We start from the raw sequence: 24,718 nt of genomic DNA, 5'->3' as shown, positions 1-24,718 counted from the left end.
CAAGCCCGCGAGCACGTCGGCATGCAGGCGCCACGGGACGCCACGCAATGGACACGATGGATGGCGATGATCGGCAGTCAACTCAGGGAGCTTCGCACCGCGAGGGGCCTCAGCCTCCGCGCCCTGGCCACCGCGGTGGGGGTTTCCCCGACTCTGCTGAGCCAGGTCGAGCGCGGCGTGACCGAGCCCAGCCTCTCCACTCTTCGCAGGCTCGCCCAGGTCTACGCGATGTCGGTGGCCGACCTGCTGACCGAGGGCCGGCCGGTCTCCGTCAACATAAGCCGCCCAGGGGAACGTTCCCTGCTCCTGAGCCCGCACGGCGCCGTGCGCTACGAGCGGCTCACACCCAGCAACGGGGCTCTGGAAGTGCTGCGAGCGGTGCTCGAACCGGGGGACGCGACGAGTGACCAGCCTTGGAGCCACACGTCGATCGAGTGCGCGTACGTCGTGCGAGGAACCCTGAGCGCGGATGTCGAGGGGAGTGTCACGGCCGTGCGGACCGGCGAGGCGGTGACGTTCGATTCGGGGGTGCCACACCGCTACCTCAACCGGACGGACACGACGGTCGAGTTCATCATCTCCACCAGTCCGCCGGCCCCCTAGCTGTGACCGCCATGGCCGCCGGCCGACCGAACGGGAGGTCTTCCCGACCGATCGGGACGACGGCGGCTTGATCACTTGCCCGGGGGATACGTCCGCTGATGAGCTGGTGGAACCGCCAATTCGCGGCTTCTGTAATTATTTACAGTCAGAAGGGTCCCTCATGTCCGTGGTCAAGAGCCCGCTTTCCGAAGAGAACCGGCAGATAGCCGGAGAGGCCCTGCAGGGGGCGCTGTCGGACCTGCTCGACCTGTCGCTGGTGGCCAAGCAGGCCCACTGGAACCTCTACGGCCCCCGGTTCCGGTCGATCCACCTGCAGCTCGACGAGGTCGTCACCGCGGCCCGCACCTACGCCGACACCGTCGCCGAGCGGGCCGCCGCCATCGGGGTCAGTCCCGACGGCCGGGCGACGACCGTGGCGAAGAGCAGCGGACTGCCCGCGTTCCCCGAAGGCTGGATCCAGGACGGCCGCGTGGTCGCCGTGCTCGTCGAGACCTACGGTGTGCTGATCAATCGGATGCGTGCCCGGATCGAGGCCATGGAGAAGGCCGACGCCGTGACACAGGACCTGTTCATCGGTCTCACCGCGGAGCTGGAGAAGGAATACTGGATGTTCCAGGCGGAAAACCGGGACTGAACCCGAATTCGCGGAAACGGCCGCCGCCGAAAAGGGGACCCCCTCGCTTCGGCGGCGACCGCGCCGCTCGCATTCGGCCTTTTCTGGTCTACCTCTGGATTGGCTCGAAACCGTGTACCGCCCGTCTTCCCACGGGCACGAGGAGTTTGCAGTGCCGAGATGCCTGGCCCTTCGCGTTCCCTGCCGGTCACCGTCCGGGCGTTCCGGTATCCACGGTAAGGAGAGCGGTCTGCCGCGGCATCGGTCATTCGACTGCGCTCGCGTATCACTCGGGCGAGGACATCAGGTCCCGCAACTGGAAGCGGGAGGTGACACCCAGCTTGGGGAACGCCCGGTTGAGGTGGAAGCCGACTGTGCGAGGGGACAGGAACAGCCGCTCTCCGATCTCCCGGTTGGTGAGCCCCCGGGCGGCCAGCTTGACGATGACCAGCTGCTGCGAGGTCAGTTCCATCGTCGCGTCGCGACGCGGTGCGTCGGGTCGGTCCACGCCCGCGGCGCGCAGTTCCGCCGAGGCGCGGGTGGCCCACGGAACCGCGCCCAGTCCCTGGAACAGCTCCAGAGCTTCGGTCAGCGAGGCACGGGCATCCGCGTTGCGGTGCCGTCGGCGCAGCCACTCGCCGAGCTCGGCCAGCGACAGGGCGCGTTCGAACGGCCAGCGCTCCGCGCCGGAAGTGAAGGCTGCCGCCCGGAGCAGTTCCTCCGCCCGCGCCGGGTCCTCTTCGAGTACGCCGCGGGCCCGCTGAACGATCAGCTGCAGCCGCGGTGACAGGTCCGCGGGAAGTTGCGCGACGGCACCTTCCACGACCGTACGCGCCTCTTCCGTGCGGCCGGTGCGGCGGGCGCTGGAGGCCAGATCGGCCAGACCGTGAAAGGAACTGTGGAAGTGGACGGGCCGGCCGTCCGGGTGGAACAGCCGACTCAGGTGGAAGTAGGCCACCTGATGGTCGCCTTGGGCCAGCGCGGCCAGCGCACGGGCCTGCCGGGCTCGCACCTCGAAGGTGAGGGTGCCTCGCAGGTCGAAGTCGCGAGTGCCCTCCGTGAGCACCGAGACGGCCCGTTGCGCGTCACCCCGCACGGCCGCAAGGGCGGCGTTGAGCAAAGGGGTGCTGACCATGGCCAGTTCGAGTCCGCCGGCCGAAGCGGCACGCTCCGCCTCGGCAAGGTCGCTCAGAGCGGCGGACCAGCGGCCGGCCTCGAACTGGGCGATGGCGTTGGCGCTCGCCACGGTCGCGTTGCCGCCGGCGGTGGGCGCCTGGCGGAACAGCTCCAGGAGCGTCGCGTAGTACTGGACCGCGGCATCGGTCTCGTCGAGCGCCCAGGCGGCGGCCCCCAGCGGCCCCCAGGCCCTGAACTCGACCGTCTCCGCGGAAGCCGCGTGCCGAAGGTGCCGCAGCGCTTCCGCGCGGCCGTCATGGGGATCGCAACTGGCCAGGATCCAGGCCGATTCTGCGTTCGGCTCGTGCGGGGGCAGCGCGCGATAGCGCCGCAACAGGGTCGTCCGGTAGCGCAGGTCACCGCTGTTGTACACGACGGTTGCCGCGGTGCCGAGGGCCTCGAGGCACCGTCCCGGGTCCGAGTCCGCCCAGGCGTCGGCGGCCTTCAGCAGACGGTCCATGGCCTCGTCGTGCCGGCTGGTGACGGTCAGCGCCCAGCCGGCGTGCACGTGGGCCTCGGCGCGGGCCTCCTCGTCGTCGGACAGGGAGGCGACGGCGGCCGTGAGGTCCGCCACCCACCTGGGGTGCCCGCCGAACATGGCGGATTGCGCCGCCGCGTTGAGACGCCGTACTCGGTCCTCGGTACGGGGGCTGAGCTGTGCCGCGCGTTCCAGGGTCATGGCCGCCGCCGCGTAGCCGCCCCGGAGCCGCGCACGGTCGGCCGTCGACTCCAGGGCGGCCGCCACCTCTTCGTCAGGCGTCACGGTGGCCGCCGCCAGGTGCCATGCCCGGCGGTCCGCGTCGAGACCGGGAGCGGAGGCGACCAGGCGATGGACGCGGGCGCGCTCGTCGAAGGGGAACGCGGCGAGGACCGCCGAACGGACAAGAGAGTGGCGGAACGCCACGGTGCCGCCCCGCAGCACCAGCAGCCCGGCTTCTTCGGCGCGTGCCCACGCCTCCTCCGCCACGTCGAGGACGCGGGTACGCCCGGCGAACACGGCGGCGCCGGTGGACCGTTCGGAGACCGGAGATTCGTCGGCGGGCCCACCACCCTCCAACTCGGCGGGCTCGTCCGGGTCCGGCTGGAGCACGTCTCCCAGGATCTCCGCGAGTGCCGCGGTGTCCGGCAGGTCCGCGACCGCCGCGACCAGCACCAGGCGGCGGGCAGTGGGGGTCAGTGACGCCAAGTCCCGGGCGAAGAGGTTCTCCAGCCGGTCGGTGAGCGGGAGATCGACTCCGGCCGCTCCGGTCTCCCGCGCGTCGCGGGCCGCGGAGCGCGCCAGTTCCGCCAGGCCGAGCGGGTTGCCGCCCGCCTGGCGGAGCACCTGTCGTCGCAGCCGTCCCTCGGGGGGAGTGGGTAGCGAGTCGAGGAGTCGGCCGGCCTGCACATCGTCGAGGTGGTCCAGCCGGACCGTGATTGCCTGGCGTTCCCAGGACGTGGGCAGTGCGGTCGGGCGTGCGGCGAGGACGAGGCCGACGGGTTCGCCGTCCAGCCGGCGGGCGCACGTGGCCAGCAGGTCCTGGGTCGACTGGTCGAGCCACTGCAGGTCGTCGGCGAGGATCAGCAGCGGCCCCTCCTCCGCCCAGCGGGACCACAGCCGGACCACGGCCCCGGCGAGGGAGAGGACACCGCCGGCCTGCTTCTGCCCGCCCTGGACGGCGCCGCGGATCAGCTCCCGGTCGGCGGTGTCCGCCTCGTCCAGGCTCCTGGTCAGCGGGTGAAGTAGCGCGTCCAGGCCGCTGAACGCGATGGCGGCCTCCTCTGGGTGCCCCACCACCCACCGGGCCCGGCCTCCGGCCTCCCGCACCCGCCGTCCCGCGGCCTCGAGCACCGACGTCTTGCCGATCCCCGGCTCGCCTACCATCAGGAGTGTTCGGCGGACTGCGTGTCCCTCGGGACCGGTGTGGCCGGCGGGTGCGTCAACGGCTGTGATTTCCTTGGCCAGTTCGTCGATCGCCGTCAACGCCTCTTCCCGACCCCACAGCCTCGGCGTACCGGTGCCCACGCTCACTGCCCAGCCCCTTCTCGTGCCGGTTGTTCGCGGCCGTCCCCTCGGACCGTCGCCGATCAGACTATGCCGCCGGCCACGCACCGGCGGCAGGCCTCAGAGCCAGTGCGGGTCCGGTCCGCCTCGCACGCCGGTGTCGAGGGCGTCCAGTGCGGCCACCTCCTGGGGTGTGAGCGTGAAGTCGAACACTTCGAAGTTCTCCGCGATGCGTGCGGCGTGCACGGACTTGGGGATCACCGCCAATCCGTGCTCCAGGTGCCAGCGCAGGACCACCTGCGCGGGGGTCTTGCCGTGTCGCTGCGCGAGGTCGCGGATGACGGGGTGCGCCAGCAGGTTCCGTGCGGCCCGGGGACTCTCGGCGGCATAGCGGTCGACACCGCCGATCGGCGACCACGACTGCGTGACAATGCCGTGCCGGGCGTCGAACGCCCGCACGTCCCGCTGCACGAAGAAGGGATGTAGCTCGACCTGGTTGACCGAGGGCACGATCTTGGTCCGGGCCATGAGGTGGGCCAGTTGCTCAGGGGCGTGGTTGCTGACCCCGATGGCGCGTACCCGGCCCTCGGCGAGCAGTGTCTCCGCCGCCCGGTAGGAGGCGACCGTCGCCGCGAGGTCGGATGCGACGGGCCAGTGCAGCAAGTAGAGGTCCACGTAGTCCAGGCGGAGTCGTCTGCGGCTCTGCTCGAAGGCCCGCAACGCGTTGCGGTAGCCGTAGTCGGTGACCCAGAGCTTGGTGGTGACGAAGACCTCGCCGCGGTGCAGACCGGAGCGGCGGAGGGCTTCGCCGACCTCCCTCTCGTTGCCGTATGCCGCCGCTGTGTCGATGAGGCGATATCCCTTCTGCAGCGCCATGAGGACGGCCGACCGGGTTTCCTCGGGGCTGCTGCGGTAGACGCCCAGACCGAGCGCCGGCATACGGATGCCGTTGTTGAGGATGATCTCGGGACTCGTAGTGATCATGGTGCCTCCAGGGAACGGGCCGTCGCGCGGTGCCTGCCTCGGGGAACGTAGAAGCGGGCGTACGGGGCGTCATCGGTCATTCGACGCATCGTCCGTCCCGACCTGACAGTGCTAAGTCAGGTTGGTTGGCAGAAGCGGCGCGTTGGGTGCTTGGAGCAGACTCGGCATACGTCGTCCGTGAGGCGCCCGACGCCTCCCCCGATCCACTGTCCGCGATCTGGCCAACCTTGTGGGATTTGCTAGTGCAAATACTCTCGGAGTTTGGTCACTGCCCAGGGTCGGCCGCTCGTGCCGCTTCGGCGCGCCTGGAGCGGTTGTAGTCGAAAGAGAAGCCCATGCCGCCGCAAACCGGCTTTGACCTGCCCTTTCCCTGCCAGTCGGCTGACGGTTCGGCACCTGTGATGGCAGGAGCTGTGCCGGAGAGGCTGACGCGGGCGGAGCTCCGGAACCTGATCCGTCGGCTCTCGTCCTCTAGGGCCGGTGGCCGCGCGGCCGAGCGAGCGCGGTCACCTCTCGTCGCAGGCGGCGGCGTCGGGGCTCCGGCCGTGGCATCATCTGTGACGAACGACGCCGAGGGTGGACTGCAGATGAGTCGGGAGACGGGTCAGGGCGCGATACGCGGGGGTGCGGGAAGCCGCGACGGCGTGGGGCGCGCCCGAACGGACATGTCCAGACCTCCCTCGCGTCTGCACGGCCGTGACCGGGAGCGAGCCCTCCTGTCCGCCGCTCTGGACGCGGCATGCCGAGGCCAGGGCGGCGCGGTGGTCTTCGAGGGTGCCCCGGGCTCCGGCAAGACACGTCTCCTCGAAGAGGCCCACGCGCTGGCCGAGAACCGGGCCGTGCGGATCTTCGCCGGCGGTGGAGACCCCGAGGGGCAGGCCGTGCCTCTGCGTCCGGTCCTGCGTGCATTCGCGTCCGAGAACGATCCGTTGCTGGACGTACGGGTTCTGACCGAGCTGGCCGAGCTGCCCAACCAGGTCTACTGGATCCTGCAGGAGATCCAGGAACGGCTGGAGCTGGCGGCCCTCGCCGCCCCGCTGCTGGTCACCGTCGACGACGTCCAGTGGTGCGACGAGACCACCTTGCTGGCGTTGCGGAACCTGCCCGAGCGGCTGGCCGCCTACCCCATCGTGTGGCTGCTCGCGGTACGCGGCTCGGCCGCGGAGGGACCGGTACGCACCACCGTGGCCAGACTGACCCGGACGGGTGCCGAGCGCGTACGGCTCGGGCCGCTGGGCGCCGACGCGGTGAAGGGCATCGCCCGGGACGTCCTCGGCGGCGAGCCCGGTCCCGAGCTGCTGGACGTCGCGGCGCAGGCCGAGGGCAGACCGCTGCTGCTGCGAGAACTGTTCGAAGGGCTCCGGGACGAAGGCGCGGTCGCGGTCCGCGCCGGTCGGGTGACTCTGACCGCGGAGGGTGTCCCCGAACGCTTCCAGGCGTCCGTCCGGCGCCGTCTGTCACAGCTCCCCGCGGATGCGCGGGAAGTGGTCCAGGTCGCCTCCGTACTCGGTCGCACGTTGTCGGCGGAGCTGATCGCCGACCTGCTGGACCTGCCGCCGGGCGCGCTGGTGCGGCCGGTGCAGGAGGCACTCGCGGCGGAGCTGCTGGTCGACCAGGACGGGTGGCTGGCCTTCCCGCACGACCTCATCCGGGAAGCCGTAGCGAACGGGCTCCCCCCGGCCCGCCGTCGGCGTCTCCAGCGACGAGCGGTCGACCTGCGACTGGCGCGAGGCGTACCGGTCGCGGACGTCGCGGTGCTGCTCTCGGAGAGCAGTGAGCCGGGAGACCGCGACGCCGTACTGCTGCTGCGCCAGGCAGCCGCCGAGCTGGCGTTCCGGGCGCCGGCGGCGGCGGCCGAGCTGAGTTCCCAGGCCTTGCAGCTGCTGCCCGAGGACGACGACGGCCGGCCCGCGCTGGTGGCGGAGACGGTGTCGCTGCTGTGGCACGGAGGGGACGCCGTGCGCGCCTCGGCCCTGGCCGAATCGGCTTTCGTAGAACTGGACAGTCTCGCCCCGGAGACCGAGGCACGGCTGCGCCTGGAGCTGACAGGCCTGGCCAGCCAGCACTCCTTCACGGAGGCCATCCGCCAGGGACGACTGGGCGTGGCGGTCCAGTCGGCGCCGCCGGGTCTGAGGGCACTCTCACTGGGCTCCCTGGCCCTGAACCTGACCCGCGGCGGCACGCTGGACGAGGCGGAAGAGGTGGCGGAACAGGCCTTTGTCCTCGGGCAGGCCGCGGGGCAGGCGGCCGCCCAGGCGGTGGCGCTCACTTCCCGGTCCATCGTCGCCTTCATGCGCGCTGACTGGCGGCGCGCCTATGAGCTGATCGACCGGGCCACGGTCCTGGCGGACCGCGCCGACCCGGCCGAGCTGCCCTACGGGCCGCTGGTGTGGCGGATGCACCTCGACAGCTGCTCGGGGGACTCCGCGGCTTCCGTGGAGGCGGCGAACGCAGGTATCCGCCTGGCCAAGCGTTTCGGGCAGGCCGCGACCCTGTACTTCTGGTCGATGATGAGGGCGCGGGCCTATCTGGAGGACGGACGGCTGGAGGAAGCCCGGGCCGAGACCGAGGGCGCGGAGGCGATGGCGGAGGAACTCGGCCCTGGCAACTTCGCCGACGCCACGGTCCGCTACGTCCTCGGTGTCGTGGCGGTGCACCACGGCGACCGCAGGGCTGTCCGGAAGGCGGCGCGCGAGGCCGCGCTCATGATCGAGAACGAGTCGGCCTTCATCCAGCGGATCGGTACCTGGCTCGCGGCCCAGATCGCGGAATGGGAGGGCGACAGCAAGCGTGCCCTGGAGCTGATGCCCAGGTCGACCGAACTGTTCGACACCGTTCATCCCCGCTGCTCCGTCCCCTTCGACCCGGTCGACCAGGCGGCATTCGTACGCATCGCGTTGCGGGCCGGCGACCTGGAGCGGGCGGCCGAGGTGGCGGACGTCGCGCAGCGGCGGGCCGAGCTGAGCCCCGGTTTCCCCGCTCTCACGGCGGCAGCCGCGCACACCAGGGGCCTGCTGCACGAGGACGCCGCGTTCCTCGTACACGCCACTGAGCTGTACCAGGGCAGCGGGCGGTGCCTCGCCGTCGCCTCCGCGCACGAGGACGCCGGTCGGGCGCTGCTGCGGGACGGTGGACGGCAGGCGGGCACCGAACACCTGGAACAGGCTCTGCGCGTGTACGAAGAGGTGGGCGCGGAGTGGGATGCCGCCCGGGTCCGTCGCCGGCTCCGGCCCGCCGGGACGGGACCGGCGGCCTCGGCTTCCCGGGGGCGGCGCCGGATGAGCGGCTGGAACAGCCTCTCGCCGGGGGAGCGGCGCGTGGCGCGTCTCGTCGCGGAGGGCGCGACCAACCGAGAAGTGGCCGAGAAGCTCTTCCTGTCTCCCCATACCGTCAGTACGTACATACGCAGGTCCTTCAAGAAGCTGGGCATCAGCTCCCGGGTCGAACTGGTCGGGATCATTCTGAGCCAGGAGGCGGACGGCGGTATCGCCCCGTAGAAGCCATTCCCCGGCTGCGTGGCTGGAACCCGCTGGTTAGCATGACCTCTCCGGGGTGGAGAGGCAGGGTCAGTGCGCGAGTTTCGCGGGGGCGAGGAATCAGGGTGGAGTTGGGCGTCGGACACGCGCATCCGGGGCCGGGACCGTGAGCTGTCCCAGATCCGGGCATCCCTGCACCGTGTGAAGGGGTTTCACGGTGGTGAAGTGATCGTTCTGGAGGGCAGTCCGGGCTCCGGAAAGACCCGTCTGCTGGCCGAGGCCTGCGCACTCGCCCGGAAGGACGGGATCCGTGTCTTCCGTGGTGGCGGTGATCCGGATGGCCAGTTCGTGACGATGGCCCCCCTGCTGGACGCCCTGCTGGCCTCCGAATGGCCCGTACTGGACCGAGGCGCCCTGCGTTCCATCGCGTCGGGTGCCGACCAGCGATTCTGGATACTGCAGGAGGTCCAGAACCAGCTGGAGCGCTCCGCGCTCGAACACCCGCTCCTCATCGCGATCGACGACGTGCAATGGTGCGACGAGGCCACGCTCGCCGCCCTGCGCACGCTGCCCGGACGGCTCTCCAGCCATGCCGTCATGTGGCTGCTGGCGACGCGGGCCGGCGGCGCCGCGCACGTGCAGGACACATTCGATCGGCTCAGAGGAGGAGGAGCGAAGACCGTGACCGTTCCGCCCCTGGAGCTCACGGCTGTCGCGGAAGTCGTCGAGGACCTCCTGGAGGCAACCGCCGGGGCGGACGTGCTGGAGGCGGCAGAACGCGCCGAGGGGCGTCCACTGCTCTTGGTGGAACTGGTGCGCGGTCTCCAGGAGGAGGGGGCGATCGTTGTCGACGGCGGCAGGGCCCGGCTGGTCACGGGACGGATGCCGCTGCGGTTCCGTGACTCGGTCGAGCAACGGCTGCAGCATGTCTCGGCCACGGCCCGGGAACTGATCCAGATCACGGCAGCGCTGGGCCGAGAGTTCCCCATCGGCCAGTTGGCCGAGCTGATGAGCCGGCGCCCCGCCGACCTCGAACCGGTCGTGAGGGAGGCACTGGAGACCGATCTTATGATGGGCGACCACCGGCAGATCGCGTTCCGGCATGACCTCATCCGCGAGGCAGTGGAGGCGAGCCTGCCCACGGCGGTCCGTCGCGCGCTGCTGCGCAGGGCGGCCGAACTCCAGCTCCGCCACGGCGTACCCGCGACCGAAGTCGCCGCGATGGTGGCGGAGGGCGCGGAGCCCGGCGATCGGTGGGCGGTCTCCGTACTGCGGCAGGCGGCGGCCGAACTCACCACCGGTTCGCCCTCCTCGGCCGCCGAGATGAGCCGCGCCGCACTGGCTCTGACCGGCGAGGACGCTGCCGATCGCGGTCCCCTGATCGCGGAGACCATCAGCCTGCTGTGGCTGAGCGGGCGGGCGGCCGAAGCGCGTGCGCTCGGGGACAGCGCGCTGGAGGGGCTGCTGGATCCGGAAGCCGAGGGGCGAGTCCGCCTCGGGCTGGCGATGGTCTCCAGCCAGCATTCCTTCGCCGAAGCCGTACGTCAGTGCCGGGCCGGCCTGGACCTGCCGGGCCTCTCGGCACCGATACGAGCACGGCTGCTGGCGGTGCTCTGCCTGGTCCTTGCCAACTCGGGGGAGCTGGAGGAGGCGGAGCGCACGCTCCAGCCCGCCCTGTCAGCGGCCCACGAGGCCGAGGACCTCGCTGCCGAGGTGACTGTGCTGTCCATCGACTCCGTCGTACGCTTCTTCCACTTCGACATGCCGGGGGCGCTGGAACTCATCGAGGAGTCCGTTGAGGTGACCGGGCGTCTGAACGGGGCGGAGGCGCTCTGGCTGCCCCACCCCTGGCGCAGCATGGTGCTCAGCGCCGTCGGGGAGGCCGACCGTGCGATCGAACTTGTCGACGACAACCTCCGGCAGGCGCTGAAGAACGGCGAGGCGTCCCTGACCCGCCTGTGGTTGATGGGCCGCTGCCGGCTGCTCCTGGACGCCGGGCGGCTCTCCGAGGCCCAGGCCGAGGCGGAAGCAGTCCTGTCCATGGTCGACGAACTGGGCCCGGGGAACTACGCCGACGCGACCTCCCAGTACACCCTGGGCCGAGTGGCCTGGCACCGAGGGGACCAGGCGGGTCTGAGGGAGGCTGCGGAGCACGCGCGGCGCATGATGGAGGACGACGCCGTGCTGATGCAGCTCATCGGCTCCTGGCTCGGCGCACTCGTGGCCGACTTCGACGGGGATCCTGACGCTGTGGCACGGTGCACCGGACAGGCGGCCCGCTTCTTCGACCGGCTGGGGCCCTCGCTGGCCAGCCCGGAGGACCCGATGGACGAGCCGCTGTACGTGCGGATCGTCCTGCGCGCCGGCCTCACGGACAGGGCAGAGGCCGCAGCCCGCACCGCCGAGCGCCGGGCCGCGGCCAACCCCACCTTCCCCGCCCTGTCGGCGGCAGCAGCGCACGCCCGCGGGCTGATCACGGACGATCTGCCGCTGCTGCGACGGGCGGTCGAGCTGTACGAAGGCAGCTCGCGTCGGCTGGCACACGCGGCGGCGCTGGAGGACCTCGGACGGGTCCTGGCGTCGCGGCAGGACGCCGGGGCCGTGACCCATCTCGACCGGGCCCTGGAACTCTTCACGGGCGCGGGCGCCGATCGTGACGTCGACCGTGTGCGTCACCGGCTCAGGGAGCTGGGCGTCCGGCGCGGTCCGACGGAGGGTGAGACGCGGCTGGGTCTCACCCCGGCGGAACTGAAGGTCGTCCGCCTCATTTCCCAGGGCGCGACCAACCGGGCCGTCGCGGAGGCGCTCTTCCTCTCCCCGCACACCGTCAGCTCCCACCTGCGCCACGCGTTCACCAAACTGGGCATCAACTCGCGCGTCGAACTGGCCCGGGTACTCGCCGAACACGAGGCGGCTCAGCCGCCCGGGGGCGTCGGCCGATGAGCAGGCCCGGCGGCGCCCTCGGACGGTGAACCGGTCACTTGAGAACGCGGCCCAGGAAGCCACGGATGTAACCGGTGATGGCGTCGAGGTGGCTCTCCAGGGCGAAGTGCCCCGACTCCAGAAGGTGGATCTCGGCCTCGGGCAGGTCACGCTGGAAAGCGCGGGCGCCGTCCGGGCCGAAGATCTCGTCGCCCTGGCCCCACACGGCTAGCAGCGGCACCTGGCTGCTGCGGAAGTACTCGTGCACCTTCGGATACAGGTCCACGTTGGTCGGGTAGTCACGGAAGAGCTGGAGCTGGATCTCGTCGTTGCCGGGGCGGTCCAGCAGCGCCTGGTCGTGAGTCCAGGTGTCGGGGCTGACCAGGCTCGGGTCGGCGACGCCGTTCTCGTACTGCCAGCGGGTGCTGTCCAGCGTGAGGGCGCCGCGGACGGTGGGCTCGGTGTCCGGACCCTGTGCCTCGGCGTAGGCGAACAGGCCGTCCCAGAACGCCCGCACGAAGCCGTCCTCGTAGGCGTTCCCGTTCTGTGTGATGACCGCCGTCACGCGGTCCGGCTTGCGCAGGGCCAGGCGCCAGCCGATGGGGGCACCGTAGTCCTGCACGTACATGGCGAACTTGTCGACACCCACCTGCGCCAGGAAGGACTCCGTGACGTCGGCCAGGGCGTCGAAGGTGTACGGGAATTCACCGAGCGCCGGCATCGACGACTGGCCGAAGCCGATGTGGTCGGGGGCGATCACGTGGTAGCGGTCGGCCAGCGCGGGGATGAGGTTGCGGAACATGTGCGAGCTGGTCGGGAAGCCGTGCAGCAGCAGCACGACCGGTGCCTCGCTCGGCCCGGCTTCCCGGTAGAAGACGTTCAGTCCGTCGATCTCGACGGTGCGGTGGTGCACGACCGGAGCCATGGCTGATCTCCCAGATGCGGATAGTGATGGGTGGGATGTGACCGACGTTAGGCGGCGCGGATGGCCATCGACATCTGTCATTTGACCGTGCCGTTCCGCGAGGGTGCCCTCAAACGGTTCGCTGTCCCAGGATCTCCGTCATCTCGGCCAGTAGCGTCTTCAGATACCGGGCGGCTGTTCCCGCCGGGACGAGGGGGGCTGCCTGGCCCGCCCACAGGTTCACGTAGTCGGGCAGCCCCTGGGCACCCGACGCGCGCCGGATCGGAAGCATCAGCGCGTTCTGCGCCGGATAGGCGGGCACCGTGTCCTCGTACGGTTCCATCTCGCGCATCAGCCTGTTGGGTATGGCGCGGGCGTGGCGGCCGGAGAACAGCCGGGTGAGCATCGTTGTACGAGCCGCCGGCGAATGCAGCACCTCCTTGTGCACGGCGCTGGCGCCCGACTCGTCCGTCGCCAGGAACGCGGTGCCGATCTGAACGCCGTCGGCGGCGAGCGTCAGCGCAGCCGCCGCGCCCCTGCCGTCGGCGATCCCGCCGGCGGCCACCACGGGAACGGAGACCGCGTCCGCGACCTGCGGTACGAGCGAGAACGTGCCGACCAACGACTCCCGCACGGGGCGCAGGAACGAGCCGCGGTGTCCGCCACCATCGCTGCCCGAGGCGACGATCGCGTCGAGACCGGCTTCGTCGAGGGCTTGTGCCTCCTCGACCGTCGTGGCGGTTCCCATCGTGACGATTCCCAGGCGGTTCGCCTCGTCAAGCACATCCCGCGGGGGTACCCCCATGACGAAGCTGATCACCGGAGGCCGGGCCGCCAGCAGGGCCTCGGCCTGGTCGTGGAAGTCGGGGGTGGCCGGCAGGCGCTCGGGCGGTGCCACGCCGAGCCGCTCGAAGTAGGGCTGCAGGCGCTGGACGTGTGCCGCGAACTCGTCGTCGGTGAGCCGTGCGTCCTTTTCGCCGGGCAGCGGAACCCACAGGTTGACCGCGAAGGGCCGGTCCGTCGTTGCCCGCAGCTGCCGCACGAGTTCCGGGATGTCGTCCGGGGGCGTGATATTCGCCCCGTAGGACCCCAGTCCACCGGCTTCTGACACCACCGCCGCGAGTTCGACGGACGACAGGCCACCGCCGAAGGGCCCCTGGATCACCGGATGCTCGATGCCCAGCAGACTGCGCAGGCGATTACTGTCTCCGGCTCGCTGATGTGCACTCATGGAATTCGTCTATCGGTCAGCGGGGCGGGTTCGCATCAGTCATTCGACTGCTCCGGTACCGCATGGCAAGGTAGGAGTCCCGCTCCTACCAGAAACAGAGTCACGCAAACCGGTCGGCGTGGCGGCATACTCGCTTTCGTGGCTGCACTGGGAGAGTTCTTGCGTTCCCGCCGGGCATCGCTCCGGCCGGAAGACGTCGGACTTCACGCTGGCGGGCGGCGCCGGGTGAGCGGACTGCGGCGGGAGGAGATAGCGATGCTGGCGGGGGTCAGCCTGGCGTACTACACGCGCCTGGAACAGGGAGTCAGCGGGAACGCCTCCGACGCGGTCCTCGACGCACTGGCCGACGCCCTCCGGCTCGACCAGGACGAGCGCCGCCACCTGCGCACACTCGCGCGGCCGGAGCCCAAGCGGGTGCGCGCCACGCCCCCGGAGCGGGTCCGTGACGGCATCCGCGTCGTGCTGGACAGCCTCTGCTCCACCCCCGCGATCGTCCTCGGGCGCAACCTGGACATCCTGGCCTGGAACCCGCTGGGGCACGCCTTCTTGGCGGCGCACCTGGACTTCCGGTCCGTCGACACGCCAAGAATACGACCGAACCTCGCCCGTCTGGTCTTCCTCGATCCGCACTTCCTTGATCTGTTCGCGGACTGGAGCGAAAAAGCGCGGGACACGGTGGCTTATCTGAACCTTGTGGCCGGCCGGAATCCGGATGACGCCAGGTTGAGCGCGTTGATCGGTGAGCTGACCTTGAAGAATCGTTATTTCGCTGATCTGTGGGCCGCGCGACCGGTCAGCGAATGCCTCACCGATTCCCGGACGTACTGGCATCCGCTGGTGGGGCGACTGGAACTCGGCGAGGAAGTCATGCAGCTAACCGATTCAGGTCAGAGTCTGGTCGTTTACACGGCGGAATCCGATTCTCCGTCCCGTGAGGCACTGGAAATCCTGCAGAAGACAAACCGGGCGTGAGCGGGGCGACAGTCTTTTGACAGATGCCGGACGCCCCGGCGGTGCGGGAGTCTCGAAGCGGCAGGGGCGGTCGCCGCTCACCTCTGGTGACGCTCGCTCGCCTTCCTCTCCCCTTCGGCCACGCGGCTCGGCTCGGGGGAGAGACGAGCGTCCGCCGATGGGAACCGATCGTCATCCCGGTCGATGGGCCCCGGCCCTGCCGAGGTGGCCCGGCCCCTGGCCACGAGCCGGGCCGGGCCACCGGACCAGCTGTCCCGCGCAAGCGGGGCACCGCCCGCCAGCCCTCAGCTGCCGTGCTCGCCTCGCGCAGCGGAAAGAGAAGCCATGAACAGGCTGACCCCCTCAGCTTCGGTCCCGTCCGGGCCGCCCGGCACGTACGACGTCGTGGTCATCGGCGCGGGACCGGTCGGCGAGAACGTGGCGGCCCGCGTCGTCCAGGCCGGCCTGAACGCCCTGATCGTCGAGGGAGAACTCGTCGGTGGCGAATGTTCGTACTGGGCATGCATCCCGAGCAAGGCGATGCTGAGGCCGCCCACGGCCCTGGAGACGGCACGGTCGGTCGACGGAGCGCGGCAGGCGACCACCGATCGGCTCGACGCGGTGGCCACTCTCGCCCGACGTGACCGCTTCGTGAACGGATGGCAGGACGACGGGCAGGTGGACTGGCTGAAGTCCGCCGGTGTCGACCTGCTGCGCGGCTGGGCCCGTGTGACCGGCGAACGGCAGGTGACGATCGACGCGCTGGAAAGGGGACCTCAGGTGGTCATCGCCCGCCACGCGGTTGTGGTGGCCACCGGGTCGGCGGCGAGCCTGCCGGCCATCGAGGGCATCGACGAGGTCGGTGCGTGGACGAACCGTGAGGCCACCGCCGCCACGGTCGTCCCCAGGCGCCTCGCGGTCATCGGCGGCGGCGCCGTCGGGTCCGAGCTGGCCGCCGCCTGGAGCGCTCTGGGCAGTGACGTCACTCTGCTGGCCCGAGGACCGCACCTGCTGTCGTCCTGGGAACCGTTCGCCCGAGACGCGGCCGCGGAGGGACTCCGGTCGGACGGCGTGGACGTGCGCACGAACACCGGTGTGCGGCGCGCGGCCCGGCAAGCGGACGGGACCGTGCGCCTCACGCTGTCCGACGGCTCCGTCCTCACGAGCGACGAGATGCTGGTGGCCACTGGCCGCCGCGCCCGCACGGACGGCCTGGGCCTGGAGGAGTTCGGTCTGCGCTCAGGGGAGTGGCTGGACGTCGACGACACGTGCCGCGTGACGGGCGTTCCGGACGGCTGGTTCTACGCCGTCGGAGATGTCAACCACCGGGCCACCCTCACACACATGGGCAAGTACCAGGCACGAGCCTGTGCGGCGGCCATCGTCGCGCGGGCCGAGGGGACCGAGCCGGCACCGGAGCGTTACGGACGATGGTCGGCGACCGCCGACGCCGTCGCCGTGCCACAGGTGCTGTTCACCCGTCCCGAGTTGGCCATGGTTGGCCTCACGGAGCGGCGCGCGCGGGAACGGGGACTGCGCGTACGCGCGGTCGAGTATCCGCTCGGGCAGGTCGCCGGGGCCTCGCTGTCGGCCGACGGCTACCGCGGGCACGCCAAGATGGTGGTGGACGAGGAGGCGGGGGTCGTGGCGGGGTGCACCTTGGTGGGCCCCGGCGTGGGGGAACTCATTCACGCCGGCACGGTCGCGGTGGTGGGGGAGGTGCCGCTGGAAAGGCTGTGGCACGCCGTCCCCTCGTTCCCCACCGCGAGCGAGATCTGGCTGCGGCTGCTGGAGGAGTACGGCCTGTAGCCCTTGGCGTCTGCCGGCCCGGGTCCGCGGGCCGGCAGGCCTCACCCTCGGCCCAGGAGACTGTCGGCGAGCGCGTCCCAGTCGAGCAGCTCGCTCTCGCGGCCCGCGGGCACCAGATCGTAGGTCCGGTCGAGCCACTGCCGTATCTCGGACAGGCCTGCCTCGAAAGCGACATGACCCTCCGGGCGGTCGAGGCTGAAGTAGACACAGGGCCGCCGGCTGTGGTGCCTGCACGACGGCCACACCTTGAAGTCGCCTTCCCCGGCCGGGCCCCTGGTCCCGGCCGACAGCAGGTCCCGTGAAACCACCCAGGTGATGGAGAGGCCGTTTTCGAGAATGAGGTCGATGGCCACCGCGTACGGGTCGCCGAGGCTGTAACGGAAACGGCACCTGAGCGTCTCGCGGCTGCCTCGGGCGAACAGCCTGCGAAGGTCCGTGAGAAGTTCCGGAACCGTTTCTGCCATCGCACTCTCGCGGCGGCGGTCCGGTCGGTCGTCGGTCATGTGATTACTCCCTCCCTGTCCGGCGGACATCACTCATGGTGCGGTGACGAGAACGAGCAGGCATCGGTCGAACGACTGGGATGCAGTGCCTCGAGCGGAACGGTCGGCAACGACAAGAGCCGGCAACAACAAGAAGGGAAAGAAGATGTCAGTCATGCGAGTGGCCCAAGTCGCCGAACCGGGCGGGAAATTCGACGTGGTCGAGAGGGAAATTCCGGAGCCGGGACCAGGACACGTACGCATCGTCGTCGAGGCATCGGGGGTGTGTCACACGGATGCCGTGTTCGTGCAGACACCCTTCCCGGGGATGAAGTTCCCCCTTGTCACCGGGCACGAAGTGGCCGGGCGCATCGACGCGGTGGGGGAGGGGGTGACGGACTGGGCCTCGGGTGACCGCGTCGAGGTCGGCTGGTTCGGCGGACAGTGCGGTCACTGCCGCCCCTGCCGGCAGGGCGACTTCATCAGCTGCTTCAATCTCAAGGTGCCGGGCTGGGCGTACGATGGTGGCTACGCCACCCACATGGTGGCCCCCGCCGAGGCGCTGGCCCGCATCCCCGACGGACTCGACGCGGCCTACGCGGCTCCCCTGGGTTGCGCCGGTGTCACGGCGTTCATGGGTCTTCGCAACAGTGTCGCCCGGGCCGGCGACCTCGTCGCCGTCCTCGGTGTCGGCGGTCTCGGGCACCTCGGCGTCCAGTACGCCGCCAAGATGGGCTTCGAGACCGTGGCGATCGCCCGCGGCAAGGAGAAGGAGACCCTTGCCCGGCAACTGGGCGCCGACCACTACATCGACAGCTCGGCGGCCGACCCCGCCCAGGCGCTCAAGGAGCTCGGCGGAGCCAAGGTCGTCCTCGGGACGGCGGCGAGTTCGGCCGCCATGACGGCGACGATCGACGGTCTGGCGCCGCGCGGCGAACTCGTCGTCATCGGAGTGGCCGACGACGCCGTCGAGGTGAAGCCGCTTCAGCTCATCACCGGCAGCCAGTCGGTGAGCGGTCACCCCTCGGCCACAGCGGCGGAGGTGGAAGACACCATGGCCTTCAGCGCGCGCACCGGCGTCCGGCCGATGATCGAGACCGTGCCGCTGGAACGAGGTCAACGACGCCTTCGCCCGCATGCTCTCCGGTGCGGCCCGTTTCCGCATGGTGCTGACGACCGGCCTGTGACCGAACCACGGCGGGGGTGGAAGGTCCCCCTGCCTCCGGAATGAACCACCCGGGCCCGCTGTTGCGCAAGCGGCAGCGGACCCGACTTACGACACTCGACGCGAGGTAGAGATGAGCTCCGTACTCACGCAGCTGCTGAACGACTGGAAGAAGGCCTTCGACGGGCACCACACCGACGACATGGCCGCCCTGTTCACCCAGGACGCCCTGTTCCAGGGTTTCGGGCCGGACGTCCTGGAGGGACGGGAAGCGGTCAAGGGCTACTACGAGGCCGTGCCCGACAACCGCTCGACGGAGTTCCGGATCCTGCACGAGTACGAGGCGGCTCCCGGCGCCGTGGCCGGCTTCGCCGACGTGACGTTCTCCGACCCCACGGGCTGGGCCGCGCGGGTCCACCTGTCCATGGTCGCCGTGACCGACGCCGGGACGTGGCGCATCCGGCAGTACCACGTCTCGTTCGTCCAGTGAGCGGCTGAACATGGCATTTCCACCCGGCGACTACACCGGCCAGAGCGCCTGCGACGACTCCCGGTCGCCGCTGCGCGACTTCCTGCGGACCGAGACCGGCAGCGCCGCCGTCCTTGTGACGGCGGCGCTCGCCGCGCTCCTGTGGGCCAACACGGCCCCCGGTGCGTACGCGTCGTTCTGGGAGACGCACCTGTCCGTCGGGATCGGCGCGCACGGTCTGTCCCTTCCGCTGCGCGAGTGGGTCAACAGCGGACTGATGGCACTGTTCTTCTTCGTCGTCGGGCTGGAAGCACGCCGCGAGTTCGACATGGGCGAGCTGCGCGACCGCCGGCGTCTGGCCCTGCCGCTAGTCGCCGGGGTCAGTGGCATGGTGGTGCCCGTCGCCCTCTACCTGGCCGTTAACGCGGGCGAGGCCACCGCGCGGGGCTGGGGTGCGGCGATGTCCACCGACACCGCCTTCGCCCTGGGCATGCTCGCCGTCCTCGGCCGCCGGCTGCCGAGCGGGTTGCGGATCTTCATCCTCACCGTCACGGTGGTCGACGACTTCCTCGCCCTGGGTGTCATCGCCGTCGCCTACAGCGAGCGGGTCGACGTGCGGGCCTTGCTGGTCGCGGCGGCGGTCTTCGGCGTCGTCCTGCTGGTCCGCGCGCTCGGGGTGCGCCGGGGTGTGGTGTACGCCCTGCTGGCCCTGGTGGGATGGACCGCGCTGCTGAAGTCGGGCGTCGATCCCGTGGTCATCGGCCTCGCCATGGGGCTGCTCACGTACGCCTATCCCGCCGCCCGCGAAGACCTCGAACACGCCACCGGCCTGTTCCGGTTGTTCCGCGAGCAGCCGACCCCCGAACTGGAACGCTCGGTGCGTTCCGGCCTCGCGTCCGCCCTCTCGCCGAACGACCGTCTCCAGGGCCTCTTCCACCCGTGGACGAGCTACCTTGTGGTACCGCTCTTCGCCCTGGCCAACACAGGCATCCGGCTGGACGCCGATCAGTTGGGACAGGCCTTCACCTCGCCGGTTACGCTCGGCATCCTCCTCGCCTTCGTCCTCGGCAAACCGCTGGGCATCGTCGGCGCGTCCGCCCTGACGTACACGCTCAGCCGCGGCCGAGTCCGCCCGCCGGTCGGCTGGGGAGCCGTCACCGCGGGCGGCGCCCTCGCCGGTACGGGCTTCACCGTCTCCCTGCTCATCGCGACGCTTGCCTTCGACGGCGCCCAGCTGGCAGAGGCCAAGATCGGCATTCTGAGCGCGCTCGCCGGCACCTTCCTGACCAGCCGGCTCGTCACCGGCGTCGTCACGGCACTGCCGCGCCGCCTGCGGCAGCGGGCGCTGCTTGGCGACGCCGAGACGATCATCGATCTGGTCGTCCCGGTCGATCCCGACCGCGACCACGTCCGCGGGCCCCGGCACGCGCCGGTGACGGTCGTGGAGTACGGGGACTACGAATGCCCGTACTGCGGACAGGCCGAACCGGTCGTCCGCGAGCTGCTCGGCGACTTCGGCGACGTGCGCTACGTGTGGCGGCACCTGCCGCTCACGGACGTCCACGTACATGCCCAGCTGGCGGCCGAGGCCGCCGAGGCGGCGGCCTCGCAGGGCCGCTACTGGGACATGCACGACCTGCTGCTGAGCCATCAGGGCGCGCTGCGCCTGGACCACCTCCGGCAGTACGCCGTGCGCATCGGGCTGGACACCGAACGCTTCGGCCGGGACCTGCTGTCGCATCGGGGCTCGGCGCGGATCGCCGAGGACGTGGAATCGGCGGACCTCAGCGGTGTCGCGGGCACGCCCACGTTCTTCGTGAACGGGCGCCGGCATCAGGGCGCGTACGACATCGGCAGCCTGTCGGCAGCCGTGCGCGCGGCCCGGGAGCGGGCGGCGGTCGGTGCTCGCTGAGGCCGTCACCAACGGGAATGCGGCGCCGGACGGCGTTGTTGGAATGGGCGTCTGACATGACCGAGTCACTCGACTCGGAGGAGGGACATCTCATGAGGTCCGGCATCCACCCCGTCTCCCGCCCCGTCGTCTTCCGCGACCGCGCGGCAGGCTTCCAGTTGCTGACCCGCTCCACCGTCGACGCCGAGCACACTGTCGAATGGGAGGACGGCACCACGTACCCGGTCGTCGACGTGGAGATTTCGTCGGCGAGCCACCCGTTCTACACCGGCACCTCGCGGGTCGTGGACACCGCGGGCCGGGTGGAGCGCTTCGAGCGGCGCTACGGCCGCACCGCTCCCGTCCGGCACTGACGGCCCTCCCCTACACACACGTCGGCCCGGCACCGCGAACGCGCGGTGCCGGGCCTCCTGTGCGGTGGGGGAAGTACCTGTGTCAGTCCTCGTCCGTGTCCGGTGCTTCCGGCGCGAGGAGCACCGCCACGCGGCTGGCGTGGGCCACGGCGTCGCTGACACGCGGATTGAAGAAGGCGGCCAGCGTGCCGCGGTGGTGAGGACCGAGGACCAGCAGGTCCGCCTGGTACTGCCGCGCCGCCTGGGCGATCGCGCCCGGGATCTGCTCGGTCGCCGCGTGCATCAGCTCGCCGTCGGCCTTGACCCCCGCCTCCCTCAGCGCGGTGAGCGCCTCTTCCAGGACCTCCCGGGCCTCCGGATCCTCCTCGACGCGTACGACGGTGTCCCAGGCGATCGCGGTGGCGGCGATGTGCACGACGTGGACCTCGGCGCCGGTCAGACGGGCCATCTCCCTGGCTGTGTGGATGACGGAATGGCGAACGGGACTCGGGTCGACGGCGACGAGGATACTGCGGAACATGGGGGTTCCCTTCGGGATACACGTGTACGGAAGGACCAGGGGCGGCACCCGACGGGGGAGTGACGGTGCCGCCCCTGGGGACTGTGGGGACTACTTGCGGAGGAAGTCGAGAAGGGCCTTGTTCACCTCGTCGGCGTGGGTCCACAGCAGGCCGTGCGGAGCCCCTTCGACCTCGACGTAGTCGGCGGAGGGCAGCGCCTTGTGGAACGGCCGGCCGGTCGAGTCGATCGGAAGGATGCGGTCGGCCGTGCCGTGCAGGATCAGCGCCGGAACCTCGATCTTGGGCAGGTCCTCGCGGAAGTCCGTGAACCAGGTCATAGGCGCGGCTGCCGCGGCGTGGGAGCCGCCGCCGGCCGAGACGTTCCAACTGTTGCGGACGGCTTCCTCGCTGATCCGCGAGCCGAGCGTCTCGTCGAGGTTGTAGAAGTCCTTGTAGAACGCCGTGTAGTAGGCGTACCTGTCCGCCTTCACCATGTCGACGATGCCCTCAAAGAACTCGATGGGCGCCGCACCCGTCGGGTTGTCGTCGGTCTTCAGCAGGTAGGGCTCCAGGGAGGCGAGGAAGGCCACCTTGGCCACGCGGGACGAGCCGTACGTGCTCACATACCGTGCCACCTCACCGGTGCCCATGGAGAAGCCGACGAGGACCGCGCCGTGCAGGTCGAGCGTCTCCATGACGGTGTTCAGATCGGCGGCGAAGGTGTCGTAGTCGTAGCCGCTGGTCGGCTGGCTCGACCGGCCGAAGCCACGCCGGTCGTAGGTGATCACTCGGTATCCGGCGTCCAGGAGGACGGCGGTCTGCTTCTCCCAGGAGTGTCCGTCCAGCGGGTAACCGTGGACGAGCACGACGGGCCGGCCGGTGCCCTGGTCCTCGTAGTAGAGGTCGATGCTGGTCGAGTTCTCCTGGCCGACCGTGATGAACGGCATGGGGCTTTCCTTTCGTCGTGTACTGCGCTTCATGCCAATACAGCTAGGCGGTGATCCGCGCGACGGGATCCGGGGAGGGGGGTGAGCCGGTGGGCCGGCCGTGGCGGCCCCGGCGGACGAGGACGCCGACGGCGATGGCAGCGGGCACCAGGAGGTGGACACCGGCGGGGACGAGCAGGCTCGCGACCGCGGCCGTGGAGACCAGGGCGAGCCACCAGGACGAGCTGAAGCGGGTGAACAGCCGCAGGCCCGCCGCGAGGCCGAAGACGTATACGGGGATCTGGGAGCCCACACAGATGGCGACCAGTTCCTCGGTGCCCAGAGAGGTGAGGGCGGCGGCGGCAAGGCCGCCGAGCATGATGAGGGAGGGCCAGGCCAGGACGTGGGACCGTGCTTTCCCGGGGGCGGGCGAGTCCTGGTGCAGGGCGGTTCCGAGGTCGCGCAGGCTCGCCACGTAGGCGATGGCGTTGTTGAGGGCGATCACCACCGCCAGCGCCGCGGCGACCGCCGCCGTGCCCTGGCCGGCGGCGACGGACAGCATGTCGGTGACGGGTGCGTCGGACGATCCCGCGAACGGGCCGAGCACGAGGATCTCGGGCACGGCCACCGCCGCGTACAGCAGCGCGACCGTGAGGAGCGCCCAGGAGGTGACCCGGGGAAGAGTGCGCCGGGCGTCGCGCAGCCGGCCGGTGAAGTTGCTGACGGCCTCCCAGCCGGTCAGGACCCAGGTGAGTACGAGCGCCGCCGAGCCGATCGCGGTCCAGCCGCGCGGAGCGAAGGGCGTGAGACGGGTGCTGTCACCGTGGGGAAGTGCGACCGCCGCGGTGACCACGATGAGGGCGACGAGCAGGGCGGTCAGTAACGGAGTCAGCCTCCCCGATCCGGCCCGGAGGCCCAGGTTCGCGCCGATGGCGACGAGGACGACGGCGGTCGCGGTCGCCACGGCGGTGGCCTTGCCGCCACCCGTCGCGTCGGCGAGATAGCCGCCGCCGATCAGTCCCAGTGCGGGCACGCCGATCGGGACGCCGAGGTAGAACCAGTACCCCACGATCCGTCCGGCCGTCTCGCCGAAGGCACGCGTCGCGTAGGCGGCGACACCGCCCGCGCCGGGCGAGGTCCGTTCGATGGCGACGAACGTGAAGGCGATGGGGACGGAGATGAGCAACAGGGCGGCCAGCGCCAGCAGGGACGCGGGGCCGGCGTTGTGGGCGGCAATCGCCGGGAGGGTGAGGATGCCGGGCCCGACAATCGCTGCGACGTACAGCGCGGTGCCGCGGAGAACGCCGAGCCCCTGAACCTTGGTCGTGCCGCTGCGGGTCATCGCCGCTGGTCCTTTCCAGGACGGGACACCGTACGGCGACGGTGTCCGGGGACGATGGTCAGCCGGCGAGCTCTGTACGGGTCTGGACACCCTGGCGGGCCAGCCAGCCCAGCGTGTAGTCGGCGACCGCGGGCCAGCCGCCGTCGATGGTCAGCGAGTGGCCGCGGTCGGCGAACTGCTTGAGGTCGGTCACCGCGGTCGAGTCGCCGTACAGCTTGTAGGCGGCCCGCGTCACCACGTCCGGGACGGTGTGGTCCTCCTGGCCGGAGACCAGCAGCAGCGGGCCCCGCGTCGCGTTGCCGGTGTTCACGGCCGCCGGCGAGTTCTTCGCGAAGTTCGCGAACGCGGCCTCGAAGAGCGGACGTCCCGGGGACGGGATCGTCCACTTCTCGAACAGCTGGTCGGACTCGTCCTGGGAGATCGCGTTGCCGAACCCGTAGCGGAACTGCTTGGCGGTGAGCGAGACGGCCTTCTTCTTGTTGCCCGGGCTGCCGAGGACCGGGAAGCCAGACCGTAGCTGCGCGAAGGGGAGAGGCTTGACACCCTTGATCTGCGCCGGGTCGATGGCGACGCCCGCGCGACCCAGACCCATGCCGAGCAGCTTCTGTGTGATCAGGCCGCCGAAGGAGTGGCCCACGATCACGGGCTCCCGGTCGAAGCCGCGGATGATGTCGGCGTAGTGGTCGGTCACGTCGTCGATGCCGAATCCGGCGACCGCCTCGGGCTGTCGGCGTGCCTCCTCCACGGTCGGGGCCTCGCCCGGCCAGCCCGGGGCTACCGGCTCGAACCCCTGGGAGGCGAACAGCTCCATCCAGGGACGCCATGAGGACGCGTGCAGCCAAAGGCCGTGGATGAAGACGACGGGGGTGCGGTTCGTGGCCATGATGCTCTCCTTGAGGCTTTCGGGCTCCGCGGG

18 protein-coding genes and 1 pseudogene are annotated in these 24,718 nt (G+C 70.6%); 10 read left to right on the top strand and 9 right to left on the bottom strand.

Annotated elements, in window-relative coordinates:
- Positions 1-66 precede the first annotated feature (66 nt).
- The gene (locus tag IE318_RS37725; protein ID WP_189907433.1) at positions 67-603 is read left to right on the top strand and encodes a helix-turn-helix domain-containing protein; all 537 of its coding nucleotides are present in this window, start codon (positions 67-69) and stop codon (positions 601-603) included.
- A gap of 160 nt (positions 604-763) precedes the next feature.
- Complete coding sequence (locus IE318_RS37720; protein WP_189907432.1) at positions 764-1,237, top strand: Dps family protein; 474 nt, start codon at positions 764-766, stop codon at positions 1,235-1,237.
- A gap of 265 nt (positions 1,238-1,502) precedes the next feature.
- Here the strand turns inward: IE318_RS37720 and IE318_RS37715 are convergent, their stop codons facing one another.
- The gene (locus tag IE318_RS37715) at positions 1,503-4,403 is read right to left on the bottom strand and encodes an AAA family ATPase (RefSeq protein WP_189907431.1); all 2,901 of its coding nucleotides are present in this window, start codon (positions 4,401-4,403) and stop codon (positions 1,503-1,505) included.
- 93 nt (positions 4,404-4,496) lie between these two features.
- The gene (locus IE318_RS37710) at positions 4,497-5,360 is read right to left on the bottom strand and encodes an aldo/keto reductase (protein WP_189907430.1); all 864 of its coding nucleotides are present in this window, start codon (positions 5,358-5,360) and stop codon (positions 4,497-4,499) included.
- A 665-nt stretch (positions 5,361-6,025) separates the two neighbouring features.
- Here IE318_RS37710 and IE318_RS37705 point away from each other — a divergent pair.
- Together IE318_RS37705 and IE318_RS37700 are read left to right on the top strand one after the other, a co-directional pair.
- Positions 6,026-8,857, top strand: a complete 2,832-nt coding sequence (locus IE318_RS37705; RefSeq protein ID WP_189907429.1) for a helix-turn-helix transcriptional regulator — start codon at positions 6,026-6,028, stop codon at positions 8,855-8,857.
- A 72-nt stretch (positions 8,858-8,929) separates the two neighbouring features.
- A complete protein-coding gene (locus tag IE318_RS37700) occupies positions 8,930-11,779 on the top strand; it encodes an ATP-binding protein (RefSeq protein WP_189907428.1) in 2,850 nt (949 codons plus the stop codon).
- Between the two features lie 34 nt (positions 11,780-11,813).
- Here the strand turns inward: IE318_RS37700 and IE318_RS37695 are convergent, their stop codons facing one another.
- Positions 11,814-12,683: an alpha/beta fold hydrolase gene (locus IE318_RS37695; RefSeq protein ID WP_189907427.1), complete on the bottom strand. Its 870-nt coding sequence runs from the start codon at positions 12,681-12,683 to the stop codon at positions 11,814-11,816.
- 109 nt (positions 12,684-12,792) lie between these two features.
- Positions 12,793-13,893 carry an NAD(P)H-dependent flavin oxidoreductase gene (locus IE318_RS37690; protein ID WP_189907426.1) on the bottom strand — a complete coding sequence of 367 codons (1,101 nt, stop codon included), beginning with the start codon at positions 13,891-13,893 and terminating at the stop codon, positions 12,793-12,795.
- 138 nt (positions 13,894-14,031) lie between these two features.
- On the opposite strand from IE318_RS37690, the gene IE318_RS37685 reads away from it, so the two are divergent.
- Together IE318_RS37685 and IE318_RS37680 are read left to right on the top strand one after the other, a co-directional pair.
- On the top strand, positions 14,032-14,865 hold the full coding sequence (locus IE318_RS37685) for a helix-turn-helix transcriptional regulator (protein ID WP_229904015.1): 834 nt from the start codon (positions 14,032-14,034) through the stop codon (positions 14,863-14,865).
- 324 nt (positions 14,866-15,189) lie between these two features.
- Positions 15,190-16,653, top strand: coding sequence for a dihydrolipoyl dehydrogenase family protein (locus tag IE318_RS37680; protein ID WP_189907425.1), 1,464 nt, complete (start codon positions 15,190-15,192; stop codon positions 16,651-16,653).
- Between the two features lie 41 nt (positions 16,654-16,694).
- Here the strand turns inward: IE318_RS37680 and IE318_RS37675 are convergent, their stop codons facing one another.
- Positions 16,695-17,156: an SsgA family sporulation/cell division regulator gene (locus IE318_RS37675; protein ID WP_189907424.1), complete on the bottom strand. Its 462-nt coding sequence runs from the start codon at positions 17,154-17,156 to the stop codon at positions 16,695-16,697.
- A gap of 145 nt (positions 17,157-17,301) precedes the next feature.
- On the opposite strand from IE318_RS37675, the pseudogene IE318_RS37670 reads away from it, so the two are divergent.
- From IE318_RS37670 to IE318_RS37655, 4 genes and pseudogenes are all read left to right on the top strand, one after another.
- Positions 17,302-18,322 (top strand): annotated as a pseudogene (locus IE318_RS37670) (alcohol dehydrogenase catalytic domain-containing protein).
- Between the two features lie 111 nt (positions 18,323-18,433).
- On the top strand, positions 18,434-18,790 hold the full coding sequence (locus tag IE318_RS37665; RefSeq protein ID WP_189907423.1) for an SgcJ/EcaC family oxidoreductase: 357 nt from the start codon (positions 18,434-18,436) through the stop codon (positions 18,788-18,790).
- A gap of 10 nt (positions 18,791-18,800) precedes the next feature.
- Entirely contained in the window at positions 18,801-20,681 is a 1,881-nt protein-coding gene (gene nhaA / locus IE318_RS37660; RefSeq protein ID WP_189907422.1) for a Na+/H+ antiporter NhaA, read from the top strand.
- A gap of 92 nt (positions 20,682-20,773) precedes the next feature.
- Positions 20,774-21,034, top strand: coding sequence for a type B 50S ribosomal protein L31 (locus IE318_RS37655; RefSeq protein WP_189907421.1), 261 nt, complete (start codon positions 20,774-20,776; stop codon positions 21,032-21,034).
- An 82-nt stretch (positions 21,035-21,116) separates the two neighbouring features.
- Here IE318_RS37655 and IE318_RS37650 read toward each other — a convergent pair whose 3' ends face one another.
- The 4 genes from IE318_RS37650 to IE318_RS37635 form a co-directional block, all read right to left on the bottom strand.
- Positions 21,117-21,554 (bottom strand): universal stress protein, encoded by a 438-nt coding sequence (locus IE318_RS37650; RefSeq protein WP_189907420.1) that lies wholly within the window; start codon positions 21,552-21,554, stop codon positions 21,117-21,119.
- Positions 21,555-21,644: 90 nt separating this feature from the next.
- The gene (locus IE318_RS37645; protein ID WP_189907419.1) at positions 21,645-22,481 is read right to left on the bottom strand and encodes an alpha/beta fold hydrolase; all 837 of its coding nucleotides are present in this window, start codon (positions 22,479-22,481) and stop codon (positions 21,645-21,647) included.
- Between the two features lie 43 nt (positions 22,482-22,524).
- Complete coding sequence (locus tag IE318_RS37640) at positions 22,525-23,802, bottom strand: APC family permease (protein ID WP_189907418.1); 1,278 nt, start codon at positions 23,800-23,802, stop codon at positions 22,525-22,527.
- A gap of 58 nt (positions 23,803-23,860) precedes the next feature.
- Positions 23,861-24,685, bottom strand: coding sequence for an alpha/beta hydrolase (locus tag IE318_RS37635; RefSeq protein ID WP_189907417.1), 825 nt, complete (start codon positions 24,683-24,685; stop codon positions 23,861-23,863).
- Positions 24,686-24,718 lie beyond the last annotated feature (33 nt).

The organism is Streptomyces spiralis (genome assembly GCF_014654675.1).
GTDB lineage: Bacteria > Actinomycetota > Actinomycetes > Streptomycetales > Streptomycetaceae > Streptomyces > Streptomyces spiralis.
This window is presented reverse-complemented; position numbering and strand designations above follow the sequence as displayed.